General features: G+C 57.9%; 13 protein-coding genes. 3 read left to right on the top strand and 10 right to left on the bottom strand.

The genetic code is table 11. The features are described from left to right. Positions 1–90: 90 nt before the first annotated feature. The 6 genes from AAC035_RS08555 to AAC035_RS08580 all read right to left on the bottom strand — a co-directional run bounded on the left by AAC035_RS08555 (position 91) and on the right by AAC035_RS08580 (position 6062). Positions 91–726 (bottom strand): protein-methionine-sulfoxide reductase heme-binding subunit MsrQ, encoded by a 636-nt coding sequence (locus AAC035_RS08555; protein ID WP_339802557.1) that lies wholly within the window; start codon positions 724–726, stop codon positions 91–93. Next, complete coding sequence (gene msrP / locus AAC035_RS08560) at positions 726–1691, bottom strand: protein-methionine-sulfoxide reductase catalytic subunit MsrP (RefSeq protein ID WP_339802560.1); 966 nt, start codon at positions 1689–1691, stop codon at positions 726–728. The genes AAC035_RS08555 and msrP overlap by 1 nt, the downstream gene beginning before the upstream one ends. Positions 1692–1790: 99 nt before the next feature. Next, entirely contained in the window at positions 1791–2624 is an 834-nt protein-coding gene (pssA, locus tag AAC035_RS08565; protein WP_339802563.1) for a CDP-diacylglycerol--serine O-phosphatidyltransferase, read from the bottom strand. Between the two features lie 135 nt (positions 2625–2759). Next, on the bottom strand, positions 2760–3776 hold the full coding sequence (gene ilvC / locus AAC035_RS08570) for a ketol-acid reductoisomerase (protein ID WP_339802566.1): 1017 nt from the start codon (positions 3774–3776) through the stop codon (positions 2760–2762). Between the two features lie 73 nt (positions 3777–3849). Continuing rightward, positions 3850–4341, bottom strand: a complete 492-nt coding sequence (ilvN, locus tag AAC035_RS08575; RefSeq protein ID WP_339802569.1) for an acetolactate synthase small subunit — start codon at positions 4339–4341, stop codon at positions 3850–3852. 2 nt (positions 4342–4343) lie between these two features. Continuing rightward, on the bottom strand, positions 4344–6062 hold the full coding sequence (locus tag AAC035_RS08580) for an acetolactate synthase 3 large subunit (protein ID WP_339802571.1): 1719 nt from the start codon (positions 6060–6062) through the stop codon (positions 4344–4346). Positions 6063–6552: 490 nt separating this feature from the next. On the opposite strand from AAC035_RS08580, the gene AAC035_RS08585 reads away from it, so the two are divergent. Next, a complete protein-coding gene (locus AAC035_RS08585) occupies positions 6553–7026 on the top strand; it encodes a DUF4124 domain-containing protein (protein ID WP_339802574.1) in 474 nt (157 codons plus the stop codon). 104 nt (positions 7027–7130) lie between these two features. Here AAC035_RS08585 and clpB read toward each other — a convergent pair whose 3' ends face one another. From clpB to rluD, 3 genes are all read right to left on the bottom strand, one after another. Then, a complete protein-coding gene (gene clpB, locus AAC035_RS08590) occupies positions 7131–9707 on the bottom strand; it encodes an ATP-dependent chaperone ClpB (protein ID WP_339802578.1) in 2577 nt (858 codons plus the stop codon). 137 nt (positions 9708–9844) lie between these two features. Next, entirely contained in the window at positions 9845–10621 is a 777-nt protein-coding gene (pgeF, locus tag AAC035_RS08595) for a peptidoglycan editing factor PgeF (RefSeq protein WP_339802580.1), read from the bottom strand. Then, positions 10611–11588, bottom strand: a complete 978-nt coding sequence (gene rluD, locus AAC035_RS08600; RefSeq protein ID WP_339802583.1) for a 23S rRNA pseudouridine(1911/1915/1917) synthase RluD — start codon at positions 11586–11588, stop codon at positions 10611–10613. Before rluD ends, pgeF begins: the two co-directional genes overlap by 11 nt. 146 nt (positions 11589–11734) lie before the next feature. On the opposite strand from rluD, the gene AAC035_RS08605 reads away from it, so the two are divergent. After that, complete coding sequence (locus tag AAC035_RS08605; protein WP_339802586.1) at positions 11735–12574, top strand: outer membrane protein assembly factor BamD; 840 nt, start codon at positions 11735–11737, stop codon at positions 12572–12574. A gap of 56 nt (positions 12575–12630) precedes the next feature. On the opposite strand, the gene AAC035_RS08610 is transcribed toward AAC035_RS08605, so the two are convergent. Beyond that, positions 12631–14307 carry an NAD+ synthase gene (locus AAC035_RS08610; RefSeq protein ID WP_339802589.1) on the bottom strand — a complete coding sequence of 559 codons (1677 nt, stop codon included), beginning with the start codon at positions 14305–14307 and terminating at the stop codon, positions 12631–12633. Between the two features lie 113 nt (positions 14308–14420). Between AAC035_RS08610 and AAC035_RS08615 the strand changes: the two genes are divergently transcribed. After that, positions 14421–15902, top strand: a 1482-nt coding sequence (locus AAC035_RS08615; protein ID WP_339802591.1) for a histidine kinase dimerization/phospho-acceptor domain-containing protein, incomplete at its 3' end; no start/stop codon positions are given.

Consider the following 15902-nt stretch of genomic DNA (forward strand, 5'->3'; position numbering starts at 1 on the left):
TTTCCTGTCAACGACCTTTTTCGACTTTCTTCACCGTATCGCGGTTTGCACGTAAGGGGCCGTTCAAACATCAGCCAAACCGGGCATTGTTTAATCGTTTTTTCGGGATGCCGGCATACCTGGCCGCTTACGAACACGCCACCAGACCCGGAAACCCAGCAACACGGCCAGCACAGTTCCATAACCGACCATTTCTGTAATATCGCTGCGAGCCTGCCAAAGAAAGTGAACCAGGGCGGCACCCGCAGCAATGTAGACCAGGCGATGCAAAGGCTTCCAGCGCTTGCCGAGGGATTTCATGGCCGCCCTGGGCGAGGTCACTGCCAGCACCAGCAGGATAACGAACGAAATACTGCCTGCAATCACATAGGGGCGTTCCGTGAAGCTGGCCCAGAGGTCCTGCCAGCCAACAATAAACTGGAGGAATGCCAGAACATGGAGTACTGCATAGAAAAAGGCGTACAAGCCAAGCAGGCGGCGAACCCGTATCCAGCCAGGCCAGCCCGTCACACGCTGCAACGGCGTTAGCGCCAGGGTAATCCAGAGCACTTGCAGGGCTGTGATACCCAAGGTATCAACAACGACCTGGGCCGGATCAGGACCCAGCCCAACGGTAAACAATTGCCAGAGGAGCCGCAGCAAAGGCAGCGAGGCGAGAACAGCGACCGATATCCGGAAGCCAGTAATAAACCAGGGCGCCCTCACCCAGGAAGTCGCCCTCGCCATCAGTAGAATTTCCGCAGATCCATACCGTCATACAAAGAGGCCACCTGCTCTCCGTAACCATTGAATTTGGTGGTTTCGACCCAGTTCGGAGACAGCAGACCGGAAGGCAGCCGACGCTCACGCTTCTGACTCCAGCGGGGGTGGTCCACTTCCGGATTGACGTTAGCGTAGAACCCGTACTCCTGCGGCGCCAGCATTTCCCAGGTGGTTTTGGGCTGCTCTTCCTGGAAGCGGATACGAACGATGGATTTGATGCTTTTAAAGCCGTATTTCCAGGGAACCACCAACCGCATGGGGGCACCATTCTGATTCGGCAAGGTCTTGCCGTAGAGACCAAAAGCCATAAACGCGAGTTCGTTCATCGCCTCGTCCATTCGCAGCCCTTCCCGGTAGGGCCAGTCGATGGTGCTGAACCGGGAACGCTGACCACGCATCTGGGCCGGGTCATTCAGCGTCTCGAAATACACGTAACGGGCACTGGCGCTCGGCTCGAACTGATTGAGAATGTCCGCCAGCGGGATACCAATCCAGGGAACCACCATGGACCAGGCCTCGACACAACGAAGCCGATAGATCCGTTCTTCATAATTGCGTTCCGGCGCAAGGGCTGACAGATCGTAAGTCCCTGGCTTACCACAGGCCCCATCAACGGTTACCGTCCAGGGTTCGACGGACATCTCATGGGCATAACTGGCAGGATCGCCCTTGCCAGTACCAAATTCATAGAAGTTGTTATAGCCAGTTACCGCATCCCGGGGCGTCAGCTTTTCCTGTGTCGAAAGGTCCGGACGGGAACGGTAATCCAGCTCGGCCAACTCCGGACTGGCATCGGCCCAGGCCGGCATGACCACCCCGGCAGCGACAGCAGCCGTGCCCGCCATGAACGTCCGGCGATTCAGATAAACAGATTCTGGTGTAACTTCAGTTTCGGGCAACGCCCAGGAAGGCTTGGACAGGATATTCATAACAGACTCCGATTCACCGAAGGGGTGTGGGATTGACCGGAGCCGGCTGGGATAATTCCCGGGCAGTGACAACGCTCACTGACCCGGGACTCTGTTGGATCAGGCGTCTTCCGGCGTGATCTTCCGTGACCGCCTGAACAGGGAACGAACCGGCCCGGACAGGGCGTAAATCAGGAACGCAGTGAACAGTACGGTGCCGGGGTCGAGAGCGATCACCACGAAGATAAGCACCACCAGCAGTATCGCAGCGAACGGAACCCGCCCCCGCATATCCAGATCCTTGAAACTGTTGTAGAGGATGTTGCTTACCATAAGCATCCCTGAGCCGCCCACCACGATGATCGTCATCAGAGTTAACCAGGTCGCCGGGTCGTACTCATGGAAACACCACACCAGACCGGCAACCACCGCTGCGGCTGCGGGGCTGGGCAGCCCCACAAAGAACTTCTTGTCTACGGAGCCAATCTGGGTATTGAAGCGAGCCAGCCTGAGCGCCGCTCCGGCCACGTAGATAAAGGTAATGGCCCACCCTACCTGACCAAGATTGTTGAGGGACCAGAAGAAGGCCACAAGCCCCGGTGCCACACCAAAAGCCACCATGTCGGCAAGGCTGTCGTACTCTTCCCCGAACTTGCTCTGGGTATTGGTCATCCGGGCCACCCGGCCATCGAGTCCGTCCAGCACCATGGAGACGAAAATGGCAATAGCTGCGTTGGCAAACATCCCGTTGGCAGCGGAAACGATTGCGTAAAAGCCTGAAAACAAGGAGGCCGTCGTCAGAGCGTTGGGCAGAAGATAGATGCCTCGCCGGCGTACAGGCGCACCTTCAACCATTTCCTCTTCAATGACCTCTCCGGGAACCGGATTCAATTCATCTTGCTCTGGCTTGGGGGAGCCAGCTTCATCCCGGGGCGTAATTTGGTCTTTGCTCATCGCGTTATATCCAGAAAGCATGTTGCCCCAGTATAACGTCCCGGAGCCTTGTCACAAAAAACCGCCGGCAAACAAATACGCTTCCCAAAAAAAACGCGGCCATAAAGGCCGCGTTTCTGAGAGATCTCAGTGAGATCAGTTCTTGGACTTGTCCACGATCTTGTTCGCGGAGATCCAGGGCATCATGCCCCTGAGCTTCTCACCCACCTGCTCGATCGGATGCTCCGCGTTGATGCGACGGGCAGCGGTCATGGACGGGTAGTTGTGAGCACCCTCAGAGATGAACATCTTGGCGTACTCGCCGCTCTGGATACGCTTCAGTGCGTTGCGCATGGCAGCGCGGGATTCATCGTTGATAACTTCCGGGCCAGTCACGTACTCACCGTACTCCGCATTGTTGGAGATGGAGTAGTTCATGTTGGCGATGCCGCCCTCGTACATCAGGTCGACAATCAGCTTGAGCTCGTGAAGGCACTCGAAATAGGCCATTTCCGGCGCATAACCACCTTCAACCAGGGTCTCAAAACCGGCCTTGACCAGCTCGACCGCACCACCACACAGAACGGCCTGCTCACCGAACAGGTCGGTCTCGGTTTCATCCTTGAAGGTGGTTTCGATGATGCCAGTACGACCGCCGCCCACACCGCTGGCGTAGGACAGAGCAACGTTCTTGGCGTTACCGGAGGCATCCTGGAAAATGGCGATCAGATCAGGAATGCCGCCGCCCTTGACGAACTCGGTACGCACGGTGTGGCCAGGTGCTTTCGGCGCAATCATGATCACGTCCAGATCACTGCGGGGCACGATCTGGTTGTAGTGGATCGCAAAACCGTGAGCAAACGCCAGAGTGGCACCCTGCTTCAGGTTTGGTTCAATTTCGTTGCGGTACAGCTGTGACTGAAACTCGTCTGGCGTCAGCACCATGACGATGTCAGCGGCGGCAACTGCGGCCGGGACGTCGCTGACTTTGAGGCCATGGGCCTCAGCCTTGGCGATGGAGGACGATCCGGGGCGCAGGCCCACGGTCACATCAACACCGGAATCCTTCAGGTTGCAAGCGTGGGCGTGGCCCTGGGAGCCGTAACCGATGACGGCGACTTTCTTGCTCTGGATGATGGAAAGATCGCAATCCTTATCGTAATAAACCTGCATGACTAACCTCTTCAATGTGTACAGGCCCCGTCAGGGGCCCCGAGTGAATAATGGGGGACCCGGTATGACCGGATCAGAGACTCAATACCTTTTCGCCACGGGCAATGCCGGAAACACCTGAACGGACGACTTCCATCACACCTGACGTGCCGACTGCCTGAATAAAGGCGTCCAGCTTATCGCTTTCTCCGGTCAGCTGCACGGTATAGACCGTGGGCGTCACGTCGACGATCTGACCCCGGAAAATGTCCACCGTGCGCTTGATTTCAGCGCGCTGGGCTCCGGTCGCCTTGAGCTTCACCAGCATCAGCTCGCGCTCGATGTGAAAGCCCTCGGTCAGATCCACCAGCTTGACCACCTCGATCAGCTTGTTGAGCTGCTTGGTGATCTGCTCGATCACCTTGTCGGAGCCGGTGGTGGTGACAGTAAGGCGAGACAGGGTTTCGTCCTCGGTCGGTGCCACGGTCAGGGTTTCAATGTTGTAGTTACGCTGGGAAAACAGGCCAACCACCCGCGACAGTGCACCCGGTTCGTTTTCAAGCAGAACAGAAATGATTCGACGCATGATCACACCCTCTCTGTCTTGCTGAGCCACATGTCTTTCATGGATCCCCGGGCAACCTGCATCGGGTAAACATGCTCGAAACGGTCAACGTAAATATCCAGGAAAACCAGCCGGTCCTTCATGGCCAGCGCTTCTTTCAGCTTTGGCTCCAGGTCTTCTTTCCGGTCAATGCGAATGCCCACATGACCATAGGCCTCCGCCAGCTTCACAAAATCAGGCAGCGACTCCATGTAGGATTCGGCGTGGCGGGACTCATAGTTCATGTCCTGCCACTGCTTCACCATGCCCAGGGCCTGATTGTTCAGGTTGATAATCTTGACGGGCAGATCGTACTGCTTGCAGGTGGACAGTTCCTGAATATTCATCTGGATACTGCCTTCACCGGTAATACACAGTACTTCAGCGTCCGGATGGGTCAGCTTGACCCCCATGGCTGCTGGCAGACCGAAGCCCATGGTGCCGAGGCCACCGGAATTGATCCACCGGTTGGGCTTGTCGAACTTGTAGTACTGGGCCGCGAACATCTGATGCTGACCCACATCGGAGGTGACATAGGCATCGCCCCCGGTCAGCCGCCACAGTGCTTCGATGACTTCCTGAGGCTTGATCACGTCAGGGCTGGTTTCATAGCGCATGCCATGAAACGCCCGCCAGTCTTCAATCTGTTTCCACCAGGCCGCCAGTGCATCGGCATCTGGCTTCTCTTTGGAGTCATGGATCAGGCCGATCATTTCACGCAGCACCGAATCCACCGGTCCGACAATGGGCACGTCCGCATCGACCGTCTTGGAGATGGACGCCGGATCGATGTCGATGTGAACAATGCGTGCTCCGGGGCAGAATTTCTCGGTAGCGTTGGTCACCCGGTCATCAAAGCGCGCCCCGATACACAGGATCAGGTCCGAGTGGTGCATCGCCATGTTCGACTCATAGGTTCCGTGCATCCCCAGCCAGCCCAGGTGCTGTTTGTCCGTCGCCGGGAAACAGCCAATTCCCATCAGGGTGTTGGTCAGGGGATAGCCCAGCGTTCTGGTCAGCTCAGCCAGTTGTTCCGTAGCCTTGCCCAGAATGACGCCACCACCGGCATAGATGATCGGACGCTTGGCCGCCAGCAGCATGTCGACCGCCTTGCGGATCTGGCCCGAGTGGCCTCGTACCGCCGGATTGTAGGAACGCAGCTTGACCTTCTTCGGGTAGGCGTATTCGTAGCGTTCATTGGGGGTGGTCATGTCCTTCGGGATATCGACCACCACCGGACCCGGGCGACCTGACGCCGCAATGTAATAGGCCTTTTTGATGGCTGCGGGGATTTCCTCCGGATGACGAACCGACAGGTTGTGCTTCACCACCGGGCGGGAGACTCCGATCATATCGGTCTCCTGGAAGGCATCCTCGCCAATCAGGGTGGAAGCGACCTGGCCGCAGAGCACCACCATCGGGATGGAATCCATAAAGGCGGTGGCAATACCGGTAATGGTGTTGGTGGCTCCGGGACCCGAGGTTACCAGGACGGTACCCGGCTTGCCGGTGGCACGGGCGTAGCCGTCGGCCATGTGGACCGCCGCCTGCTCATGACGCACCAGGATATGCTTGACCTTGTCCTGCCTGAACAGCGCGTCATAAATATGAAGCGCTGCACCACCGGGATATCCATACACATATTCAATGCCTTCATCCTGCAATGAGCGGATGAGCATGTCGGCACCAGACAATAACTCCACGTGATTACCCTCTACAAACGAGTGAATGTTACGGGACGCATCCCGAATTGCCTGGATGTCCGCTGCCTGCCTCTTTTGAAGGCTTTCACGAACGTTCCGCCGCACTGTCTGACAGAGGTTGTCTCCTGGACAGCCACATCCCTGAGGGTTCCGGAAAGTGGCCAGTCAACGGGTTGCAATCAATACTAAACTAAGGCTAATACTAATAAGCAACCGCCTGCGCCTGGAGCGCAAGAAGTACAGTGTGGTATTCAAAGGGGGTTACTGCTCGGGATTACCTGCCGTAATTCACCCCAGTTTTCAGGCAATCCGTAATTCTGACAGCGGGAAACCTCCTGTCAATAGAAAGCAGCCCGCCAGACCAAGAAAGCGGCCACTGGCGAGGATTTTCGTGCCGGTTCACAGATTCACGACGAAATCGCGAAAACCACGGGTTGTCGTGGCATGATGTAACCTGACTGACAATATTCTGCCCCGGGATACAAAACCAATGATCAGACAGCTTGTGCTCATTGCCCTGATTGGCGCGCTGATGCCGACCATGACCCTCGCCCAGTCGGTCTACCGATGGACCGATGAAAACGGCGTGACTCACTTTGGTGATCGTGAGCCCACCGGCCGTCAGTCGGAGAAAGTGAGCGTCCGCACCGGCCGCCCCAGCACCGGCCCCTCCGAGCGGGCATCGCCCCAGGCACAGGTGGAGGCACTGGAAAACCGCCAGCAAGGAGACCGGCGACGTGCCAATGAAACTGCAGTTGAGGAAGCCCGCCGCAAGCAGCGGGAAGCCAACTGCGCCACCGCCCGCAGCAATCTGTCAGTACTCAACTCCAATGCCCGGATACGAATTGAAGAGAACGGTGAGCAGCGTTACCTGGATCAGGAGGAAATAGCAGAGCAGCGGCAGCAGTTCGAAACCATCGCTGCCGAGAACTGTGGTGATGAGGCGCCTGCTGCGCAGCAGTAATTGCAGAGCCGTCCCGACCAGACGACAAAAAAGGGGAGCCCAGAACCGGCTCCCCTTTTTAATGTCGGCCTTTTATCGACCGATGTTGACTGCTCGCGACCCGATCAGGCCTTGCGGAACACCACTTTGTGGTCTTCGACCGTCGCCAGGATGGTATCGCCAGAGGCGAACTCACCTTTGAGCAGCATTTGGGCCAGCGGGTTTTCGATCATGCGCTGGATCGCCCGTTTCAGCGGACGGGCACCGTAAACCGGGTCGTAACCCACTTCCGCCAGCAACGCCAGTGTCGACTCGTCCAGCTCCAGCTTCATATCCTGGTCTTTCAGGCGCTTGCCAAGAGACTCAACCTGGATTCTGGCAATGCCCAGAATCTGATTCTCTGCCAGCGGATGGAACACCACCACTTCATCCACCCGGTTGATAAACTCCGGCCGGAAGTGAGTGCCCACTACCTCCATGACCGCCTCTTTCATGGCGTCGTAGTTTTCCTCGCCTGCCATTTCCTGGATGACGTGGGAGCCGAGATTGGACGTCATGACGATCACCGTGTTGCGGAAATCAACGGTGCGGCCCTGGCCATCGGTCAGCCGGCCGTCGTCAAGTACCTGCAGTAGAACGTTGAACACATCCGGATGGGCTTTTTCTACTTCATCCAGCAACAACACGGAATAGGGCCGCCGGCGCACGGCTTCGGTCAGGTAGCCGCCCTCCTCGTAACCGACATAGCCGGGAGGCGCACCAATTAGCCTTGCTACCGAGTGCTTCTCCATAAACTCCGACATATCAATCCGTACCATGGCCTCTTCCGTGTCAAACAGGAATGCGGCCAGGGCCTTGCACAACTCAGTCTTGCCCACCCCGGTGGGGCCGAGGAACAGGAACGAGCCGTTGGGCCGATTCGGGTCAGACAGACCAGCCCGGGACCGGCGTACAGCGTTGGACACAGCTTCAACTGCCTCACCCTGGCCAATCACCCGGCCATGGAGCGCCTCTTCCATACGCATCAGCTTGTCGCGCTCGCCCTCCAGCATTTTCGAGACAGGAATACCGGTCCACTTGGAAACCACTTCTGCGATTTCCTCGTCGGTAACGCGGTTGCGCAGCAACGTCATTTCCATCATTTCTGCCTGGCTGGCCATATCCAGTTGACGCTCGAGCTCCGGAATCCGCCCGTACTGCAATTCGGACATCCGGCCCAGGTCGCTGGCGCGACGGGCGCTCTCCAGATCAATACGAGCCTGCTCCAGCTGGCTCTTGATTTTCTGGGAGCCGTGCAGTGCAGCTTTTTCAGTGTTCCAGATTTCCTCAAGATCGGCGTATTCACGCTCAACCTTTACGATCACCGCAGACAACTCCTCCAGGCGTTTCTTGGAGGCCGCATCGGTTTCTTTCTTGAGGGCTTCACGCTCGATTTTAAGTTGAATCAGACGCCGCTCAAGGCGATCGAGGGCTTCCGGTTTCGAATCCATTTCCATACGGATCTGGCTGGCCGCCTCGTCGATAAGGTCAATGGCCTTGTCCGGCAACTGCCGATCCGTGATATAGCGATGGGACAGCTTGGCCGCCGCGATGATGGCGCCGTCGGTCACTTCGACGCCATGGTGAACTTCGTACCGCTCTTTCAGGCCGCGAAGGATGGCAATGGTGTCTTCCTCGCTGGGCTCGCTGACCAGAACTTTCTGGAAGCGACGCTCCAGCGCCGCGTCTTTCTCGATATTTTCGCGATACTCATTCAGCGTGGTGGCGCCCACACAGTGCAACTCGCCCCTGGCAAGGGCCGGTTTGAGCATATTACCCGCATCCATGGAGCCTTCGGCCTTGCCAGCACCCACCATGGTGTGAATTTCGTCGATAAACAGAATGATCTGCCCTTCCTGCTTGGACAGTTCATTAAGCAGGGCTTTGAGTCGCTCCTCGAACTCACCGCGAAATTTGGCGCCGGCAATCAGTGCGCCCATGTCCAGAGACAGCACTTTTTTATCCCGCAGGCCATCAGGAACCTCTCCGTTCACAATGCGCTGGGCCAGACCTTCAACAATAGCGGTCTTGCCAACCCCCGGCTCACCGATCAGCACCGGGTTGTTCTTGCGCCGGCGCTGCAGCACCTGAATGGTGCGACGAATCTCGTCATCACGACCGATCACCGGGTCCAGCTTGCCGGCGGCGGCCCGCTCGGTCAGGTCGATGGTGTATTTGGTCAGGGCCTGACGATTCTCTTCAGCACCAGCGTCGTTCACGGCTTCACCACCTCTCACCTCGTCAATGGCTTTTTCCAGGGCCGACTTCTCGATGCCCTGCTCTTTCAGAACCCGGCCCAGCGTTCCGCGATCTTCCAGCGCTGCCAGCAGCATCAACTCACTGGAAATGAACTGATCTTTACGTTTTTGCGCGAGTTTGTCGGCGATATTGAATAAGCGCCCCATATCGTTGGACATGGAGACATCGCCGGCAGAACCCTGCACTTCCGGCAGGTTTTCAATCTCCCGGGCGATGGCCTGCCGGACTCTGGCGGGGTCGGCACCCGCCTGCTTGAGCAGCGGCTTGATGGCGCTGCCATCCTGATCCAGCAAAGCCTGCATCAGATGCACCGGCTCGATGAAATTATGGTCCTTGCCGACGGCAAGCGATTGCGCATCAGCAAGAGCGGTCTGTAACCGACTGGTCAATTTGTCGATTCTCATGGTGTTGGTGTCCCCAATCAGTGGCGGATGACGCTGGCGGACTGCCCGACATCCTGTGTATCTTGCTCTTTAATGTAGGGGCAATAAGAGGGAGTTCAAGCAGACAAGGACAAAAGCTGTCAGAAAATTGACGGGGATCAGTCAATTCGCCCGGAGGCGTCAATCCAGATACCGGAAGCCATGCGTCCGGTCTGTCCATCACGGCGATAGGAATAAAATCGTTCGGCATCAGACCAGGTGCAGAAATCGCCGCCGTATATATGACGCACCCCGAGAGCGCGTAATTGCAAGCGGGCCAGCTGGAAAAGATCAGCCATCAGGTGGCCCGGGCGAGCACCCCCGCAGGTAAAGGCTGCCTCTGCGTCAGGGTCATGCTGAACAAAGGCTTCCTTCACCTCCGGGCCCACCTCAAAGGCGGCAGGTCCAATCGCCGGCCCGAGCCAGGCCATCAGCTCAGCTGGTTCCCCCAAGGCTGTCACCACCCTGGCGAGCACACCCGATGCCAGGCCCCGCCAGCCCGCGTGGGCTGCCGCTACGCGGGTTCCTTGCCGGTTGCAGAACAACACCGGCAAACAGTCGGCGGTCAGTACGACGCAGACCTGCCCGGGGCTGCCGGCGACAGCGGCATCCGCATCGGGCACACCAGCAACCGGCAAGGTTGCCACCCCAACGCCGTGTACCTGATTCAGCCAGCCAAAACGTTCCGGTTCCAGGGCGCACCAGCGGGCAAGCCGCTCGCGGTTATGATGGACCCTGGACGGGTCATCTCCAACGTGGCCACCAAGATTGAGAGCGCCCCAGCGGCCTGTGCTGACACCCCCCAAACGAGTGGTGGAGAAGGCTCGCACCCGCTCTGGCGCAGGCCAGTCCGGGACGATCAACGGGGTATCTTCAGCAAACGAATCAGGACACATGATTATCCAGTTCGGCGGCATGCTTTCGCAGCGCCGCGATCAGAATTTCCATGTCTTCCGGCAACGGCACTTCCCAGGACAGGGTCTCATCGGTTTCCGGATGCTCAAGGGTTAACTGGCGTGCGTGCAGGGCCTGGCGACCGAATCCGGCCAACACCTGGCGCAACTCTTCCGTTGTCCCTTTGGGCAACCTCAGCCGGCCACCATAGGCCGGATCGCCCACCAGCGGGTGACGAACGTGAGCCATGTGGACCCGGATCTGGTGAGTACGACCACTTTCCAGCTTGCAGCGCACGAGGGTATGGGCGGCGAACCGCTCCAGCAGCCGGTAATGGGTCACGGCCGGTTTACCCCCCGGCACAACCGCCATCTTTTTACGCTCTCTGGGATGACGAGCGATAGGGGCGTCGACCGTCGCACCGCCGGTCAGAGTGCCCACTATAACGGCCTCGTATTCCCGGCCCATGGTACGTTCCTGCAGCTGGGCCACCAGCGAGGTATGAGCAATCAGGCTGCGCGCTACCACCATGATGCCGGAGGTGTCCTTATCGAGGCGGTGAACCACCCCCGCCCGGGGCAGGTTTTCCAGCTCTGGCGCGTAATTGAGCAGGGCATTCACCAGGGTACCGTCAGCGTGACCGGCCGCCGGATGCACCACAAGTCCTGCCGGTTTGTTGATCACCAGCAAGTGCTCATCTTCGTAAACAATATCAAGCTCAATGATCTCCGGCTGCCAGGCCACCTGGATTTCGGGCTCGGCATCCAGCTCAATGGCATCGCCCATCATGACCTTGTCACGGGGCTTGCAGGTCTTGCCGTTAAGGGTCAGCACACCATCCTTGATCCAGCCCTGCAATCGTGAGCGGGAATGTTCTGGCAGCAGATCGGCAATAGCCTGATCGAGCCGCCGCCCACTGAGCGAGTGGGGAACGGTAAAGGATGCACAAATTCGGGTATTTTCGGTCATACTGGCCCCGGGCCGTTGGTGAATGTCTGGTAACCCACTGCACAAGCGAGGGCTGTGCCGTTACAATGACGGCTCCTGGTGGCCAGCAACAGAGGGATAACCCCGACTGGCCTCCGGATTCATGCCTTATTATACGGGATTCAGGAATGAGATCAGGTTTTCGTTGTTTGCTTCTGATCACCATGGTGGTTCTGGTCAGCGCCTGCGCGTCCAATCGCCAGGATTCAGAGGTTCAGTCAGAAGAAAACTATTACAACAGTGCCCGCACCGCGATGAACTCCGGCAACTTCAATGAGGCGGAAAGGAACCTCAATTTTCTCGAGACCTACTATCCTTTCGGGCGCTATGCGGAACAGGCTCAGCTGGACCTGATTTATGCCCGTTACCAGAATCTTGATCTGGAGGGTTCCCGTTCAGCGGCGGATCGCTTCCTGCGCCTGAACCCCCAGAGCGAACACGCCGATTACGCCATGTACATGCGTGGGCTGGCTTCCTACAACCTGGATATCGGGTTCGCTACCCGATACCTGGGCGTGGACCCGACGGCCCGTGATGCGGGCGAACAGCGCCAGGCATTCCGTGATTTCTCAGAGCTGCTCAGTCGCTATCCGGACAGTGAATACGCCCCGGATGCGCAGCAGCGAATGATCGCTATCCGCAATCGTCTTGCCGAGCTGGAGTTGCATGCGGCCCGCTACTATCTTCGCCGACAGGCGTTTTTGGCAGCCAACAATCGCGCCCGCCATGTGGTCGAAAATTTCGGCACCACCCCTGCGGCCGAAGAAGCGCTGATCATTATGGCAGAGACCTATCTGGTTCTGGAGCTGGATGACGCGGCGAAAGACACGGTCAGGCTGCTGGCAACCAACTTTCCGGAAAGCAGTGCCTTTAACGCCGACCGGGAGTTCCAGCCACGCCCGCTTGTCCGCGGCAGTCGCTCGCTGACCAACGTGGTGACCTTCGGCCTGATCGGCGACGAGGAATAGTCGCCAGATCTGCTCTGACAGCAAAAAGCCGCGTCCCTGAACGCGGCTTTTTGCTGTCAGTTGCCGATTTTCCAGCCATTGGTAATAGGATAACGCCGGTCCTTGCCGAACCCCCGCTCGGTTATCCGCACCCCGACAGGGGCCTGCCGGCGCTTGTATTCGTTGATGTCCACCAGCCGGGTAACCCGCGCAACATCGGCCTTGTCAAAGCCCTCCGCGACAATGGCATCAGCACTGAAATCACGCTCGACATACAGATTCAGGATCTGATCCAGAATGTCGTATCCCGGCAAGCTGTCTTCATCCTTCTGGTCCGGCGCAAGTTCTGCTGACGGTGGCCGCGAAATAACCCGCTCGGGGATCACGGCTGACAGCGTATTGCGATACCGGGACAGCCGGAACACCAGGGTTTTAGGCACATCCTTCAAAGCATCGAAGCCACCCGCCATGTCGCCGTAAAGTGTGGAGTAACCAACCGCCATTTCGCTTTTATTGCCGGTAGTCAGTACCAGGGAGCCAAACTTGTTGGACAATGCCATCAATAACACACCCCGCAGACGGGCCTGCAGATTTTCTTCGGTGGTGTCCGGCTCCGTACCCTCAAACGGCACCGCCAGGGTTGCCATAAAAGCCTCGTACATGGGTTCTATGGAGAACACATCGTACTGAACCCCCTGGGCCCGGGCCTGAGCTTCTGCATCTTCCAGACTCATCGAGGAGGTATAGCGGAATGGCATCATCACTGCCCGAACCCGCTCTGGCCCCAACGCATCCACCGCGATGGCCAGGGTAAGGGCCGAATCAATACCCCCGGACAGTCCGAGGACCACAGACCTGAACCGGTTCTTGTTGACGTAATCGCGCACCCCCAGCACCAGAGCACGGTATACGTTCTCTTCCAATGACGGTTCCGGTATTGGTGGCTGAGAGATCGGCTGGCAATGATGCTCGCAGAGAAACCTCACCGGATAGAGTCCCTCGGCGAACTGGGGAACCTCTATGGCCAGCGCCCCCGAGTGGTCAAAAACCATGGAACCGCCGTCAAACACCAGTTCATCCTGACCACCAACGAGATTGGCGTAGACAATACCGACACAGTTTTCCCGGGACTTGCGCTCCAGCAGAGCCTTGCGTCGGGCCTGTTTGCCAATATCATAGGGTGATGCATTAAGGTTCAGAACCAGGCGGGCACCGGCTGCGGCCGCGCGCTCCACTGGCCCCTCACTCCAGAGATCCTCACACACCGTGATGCCAACCGGCACGCCTTTGACTGGCAGCACACAGGTCTCATGCCCGGAAGCAAAATAACGCTTTTCGTCAAACACCTGATAATTGGGCGGAAACTGTTTGAAATACCGGCCAGTAATCTGCCCGTTCTCAATAACCATGGCGCCGTTGTAGAGCAATCCGCCGTCCCGGATCGGCAGCCCCACCACAAAGGCCGCGGTCAGGTCCGCCGCCAGCAACTGGTTCACGGCATCGTTAATTCTCAGATCGAGACTGGGACGGAGCAGCAGATCCTCCGGCGGATAGCCGGTCAGGCAAAGCTCGGGAAACACCACCACATCGGCATCGTGTTCGTTCTGGGCACGCCTCACCGCATCAATAACCAGCGCGGCATTACCCGGGATATCGCCCACCAGAAAGTCCATTTGAGCCATCACCACATTGAGATATCTGCCGCTCTGGGTGGCGGACGATGCTGTGGTAAGACTGTCCTGGCTTGATGACATGCGCTGCTCCTGTAACTCGTTGCGGTTTAAGGGCTATTATAACCGCCTAATGGGCTGGATTTCGCCCGATGGACCTGAATACACCACTATTTGCAGTTACTGAGGCCCAAACTGTGTCCGAAGCGAACACCAGCAGCCTTTCCCGTCACCCCGAAAGTCTGCCGCAGACCCTGAAGCTGTTCCGGGTTTACAACCTGTACCGGATTGTTATCAGCCTGGTGTTGTCGGGCCTGTTGTTCATTGACCCCAGCCACCTCGAACAGCCCATGAGGATGCCGGCCTACTATCAGGTGACCATTGTTGGCTACCTGCTCCTCAATGTGCTGATCGGCCTGTTGTTGGTCCGCGGCGGACGGCCGGCCCGCCAGCATATTACCCTGTCCATAGTGGTGGATATCCTGGTGATGCACTTGCTGCTGATGTTCAGTACCGGCATCAACAACGGCACCGCCAATCTGATCATCATCTCGGTAGCCGCAGGCAATATTCTCACCCCGAGCCGGATGGGTTTTTTCTACGCCGCATTGGCCGCCATCGGCTCGCTGGCACTGGCGGGGCGGGATGTTCTGATTCTCTCCGACAGTCCCGACGATATTGTCCGGGCAGGCTCCCTTGGCATTCTCTATTTTGGAGCGGCGCTGATTCTGCAGTCAGTAACCCGGCGTATGCAACGCAGTGAAGCCCTGGCAGACTCCCGGGCCCGCAGCATTATCGAACTGGAGAAGATCAATCAACAGATTATCCAGCGCATGCGCACCGGCATCATGGTCACCGACCTGGATGGCCAGATCCGACTGGCCAATGCCGCCGCAGAAGAACTGCTGTTCGGTCATCCCGGCCTGAACGGCCACCATAACCGGATATTACCAACGGCCCTGCTGCAGGGCCTGACAACCTGGAAAGCTGATCCGATCCGCCGCAACACGCCGCTTCAGGTGAATGCCACAGCACCCATGATTCAGGCCAGCTTTACCCGTCTTGATGAGGACAACAGCGATCTGATTCTGATCTTCATCGAGGATCTGAGCAAAGTGACCCAGCAGGCACAGCAGATGAAACTGGCATCCCTTGGGCGTCTTACCGCCGGCATTGCCCATGAAATACGCAATCCGCTGGGGGCCATCAGTCACGCTGCCCAGTTGATGCAGGAATCCGGGGAGATCCGTGACGCAGATCAGCGCATGCTGGAGATCATTCAGCGACACTCCCGCCGGGTGAACGGCATTATCGAAAATATTCTGGACCTGTCGCGACGACGGGAGGCCAGTACCGAACGGGTAGAGCTCGCCACCTGGCTGGCTGCTTTCGTGAATGATTATCGCCAGACCGTCAGTCAGAGCCGTGGCCTGCTGCCAGACATTCAGCTCAAGGTGTCCGGAGCTCTGCCTGACGCTCACTTCGACATCAGCCAGATCGAGCAGGTCCTCACCAACCTGTGTGACAATGGCATTCGGTACAGTCACCAGCAGTGTGGCGAGTTCAGGCTCACACTGCGGGCCGGCGCAAGTCCGGACGGCGAGCGCGCCTTTATCGACGTTCAGGATTATGGCCCCGGCATTCCCGGGAACCATCGGGTATCCGTATTCGAGCCCTTT

Source organism: uncultured Marinobacter sp. (assembly GCF_963974375.1).
In the GTDB taxonomy this organism is placed as follows: Bacteria; Pseudomonadota; Gammaproteobacteria; order Pseudomonadales; family Oleiphilaceae; genus Marinobacter.

Coding starts and splice junctions, on each gene's coding strand:
- AAC035_RS08555 (WP_339802557.1), bottom strand. CDS start 726: ATGGCGAGGGCGACTTCCTGGGTGAGGGCGCCCTGGTTTATTACTGGC.
- msrP (WP_339802560.1), bottom strand. CDS start 1,691: ATGAATATCCTGTCCAAGCCTTCCTGGGCGTTGCCCGAAACTGAAGTT.
- pssA (WP_339802563.1), bottom strand. CDS start 2,624: ATGAGCAAAGACCAAATTACGCCCCGGGATGAAGCTGGCTCCCCCAAG.
- ilvC (WP_339802566.1), bottom strand. CDS start 3,776: ATGCAGGTTTATTACGATAAGGATTGCGATCTTTCCATCATCCAGAGC.
- ilvN (WP_339802569.1), bottom strand. CDS start 4,341: ATGCGTCGAATCATTTCTGTTCTGCTTGAAAACGAACCGGGTGCACTG.
- AAC035_RS08585 (WP_339802574.1), top strand. CDS start 6,553: ATGATCAGACAGCTTGTGCTCATTGCCCTGATTGGCGCGCTGATGCCG.
- clpB (WP_339802578.1), bottom strand. CDS start 9,707: ATGAGAATCGACAAATTGACCAGTCGGTTACAGACCGCTCTTGCTGAT.
- pgeF (WP_339802580.1), bottom strand. CDS start 10,621: ATGTGTCCTGATTCGTTTGCTGAAGATACCCCGTTGATCGTCCCGGAC.
- rluD (WP_339802583.1), bottom strand. CDS start 11,588: ATGACCGAAAATACCCGAATTTGTGCATCCTTTACCGTTCCCCACTCG.
- AAC035_RS08605 (WP_339802586.1), top strand. CDS start 11,735: ATGAGATCAGGTTTTCGTTGTTTGCTTCTGATCACCATGGTGGTTCTG.
- AAC035_RS08610 (WP_339802589.1), bottom strand. CDS start 14,307: ATGTCATCAAGCCAGGACAGTCTTACCACAGCATCGTCCGCCACCCAG.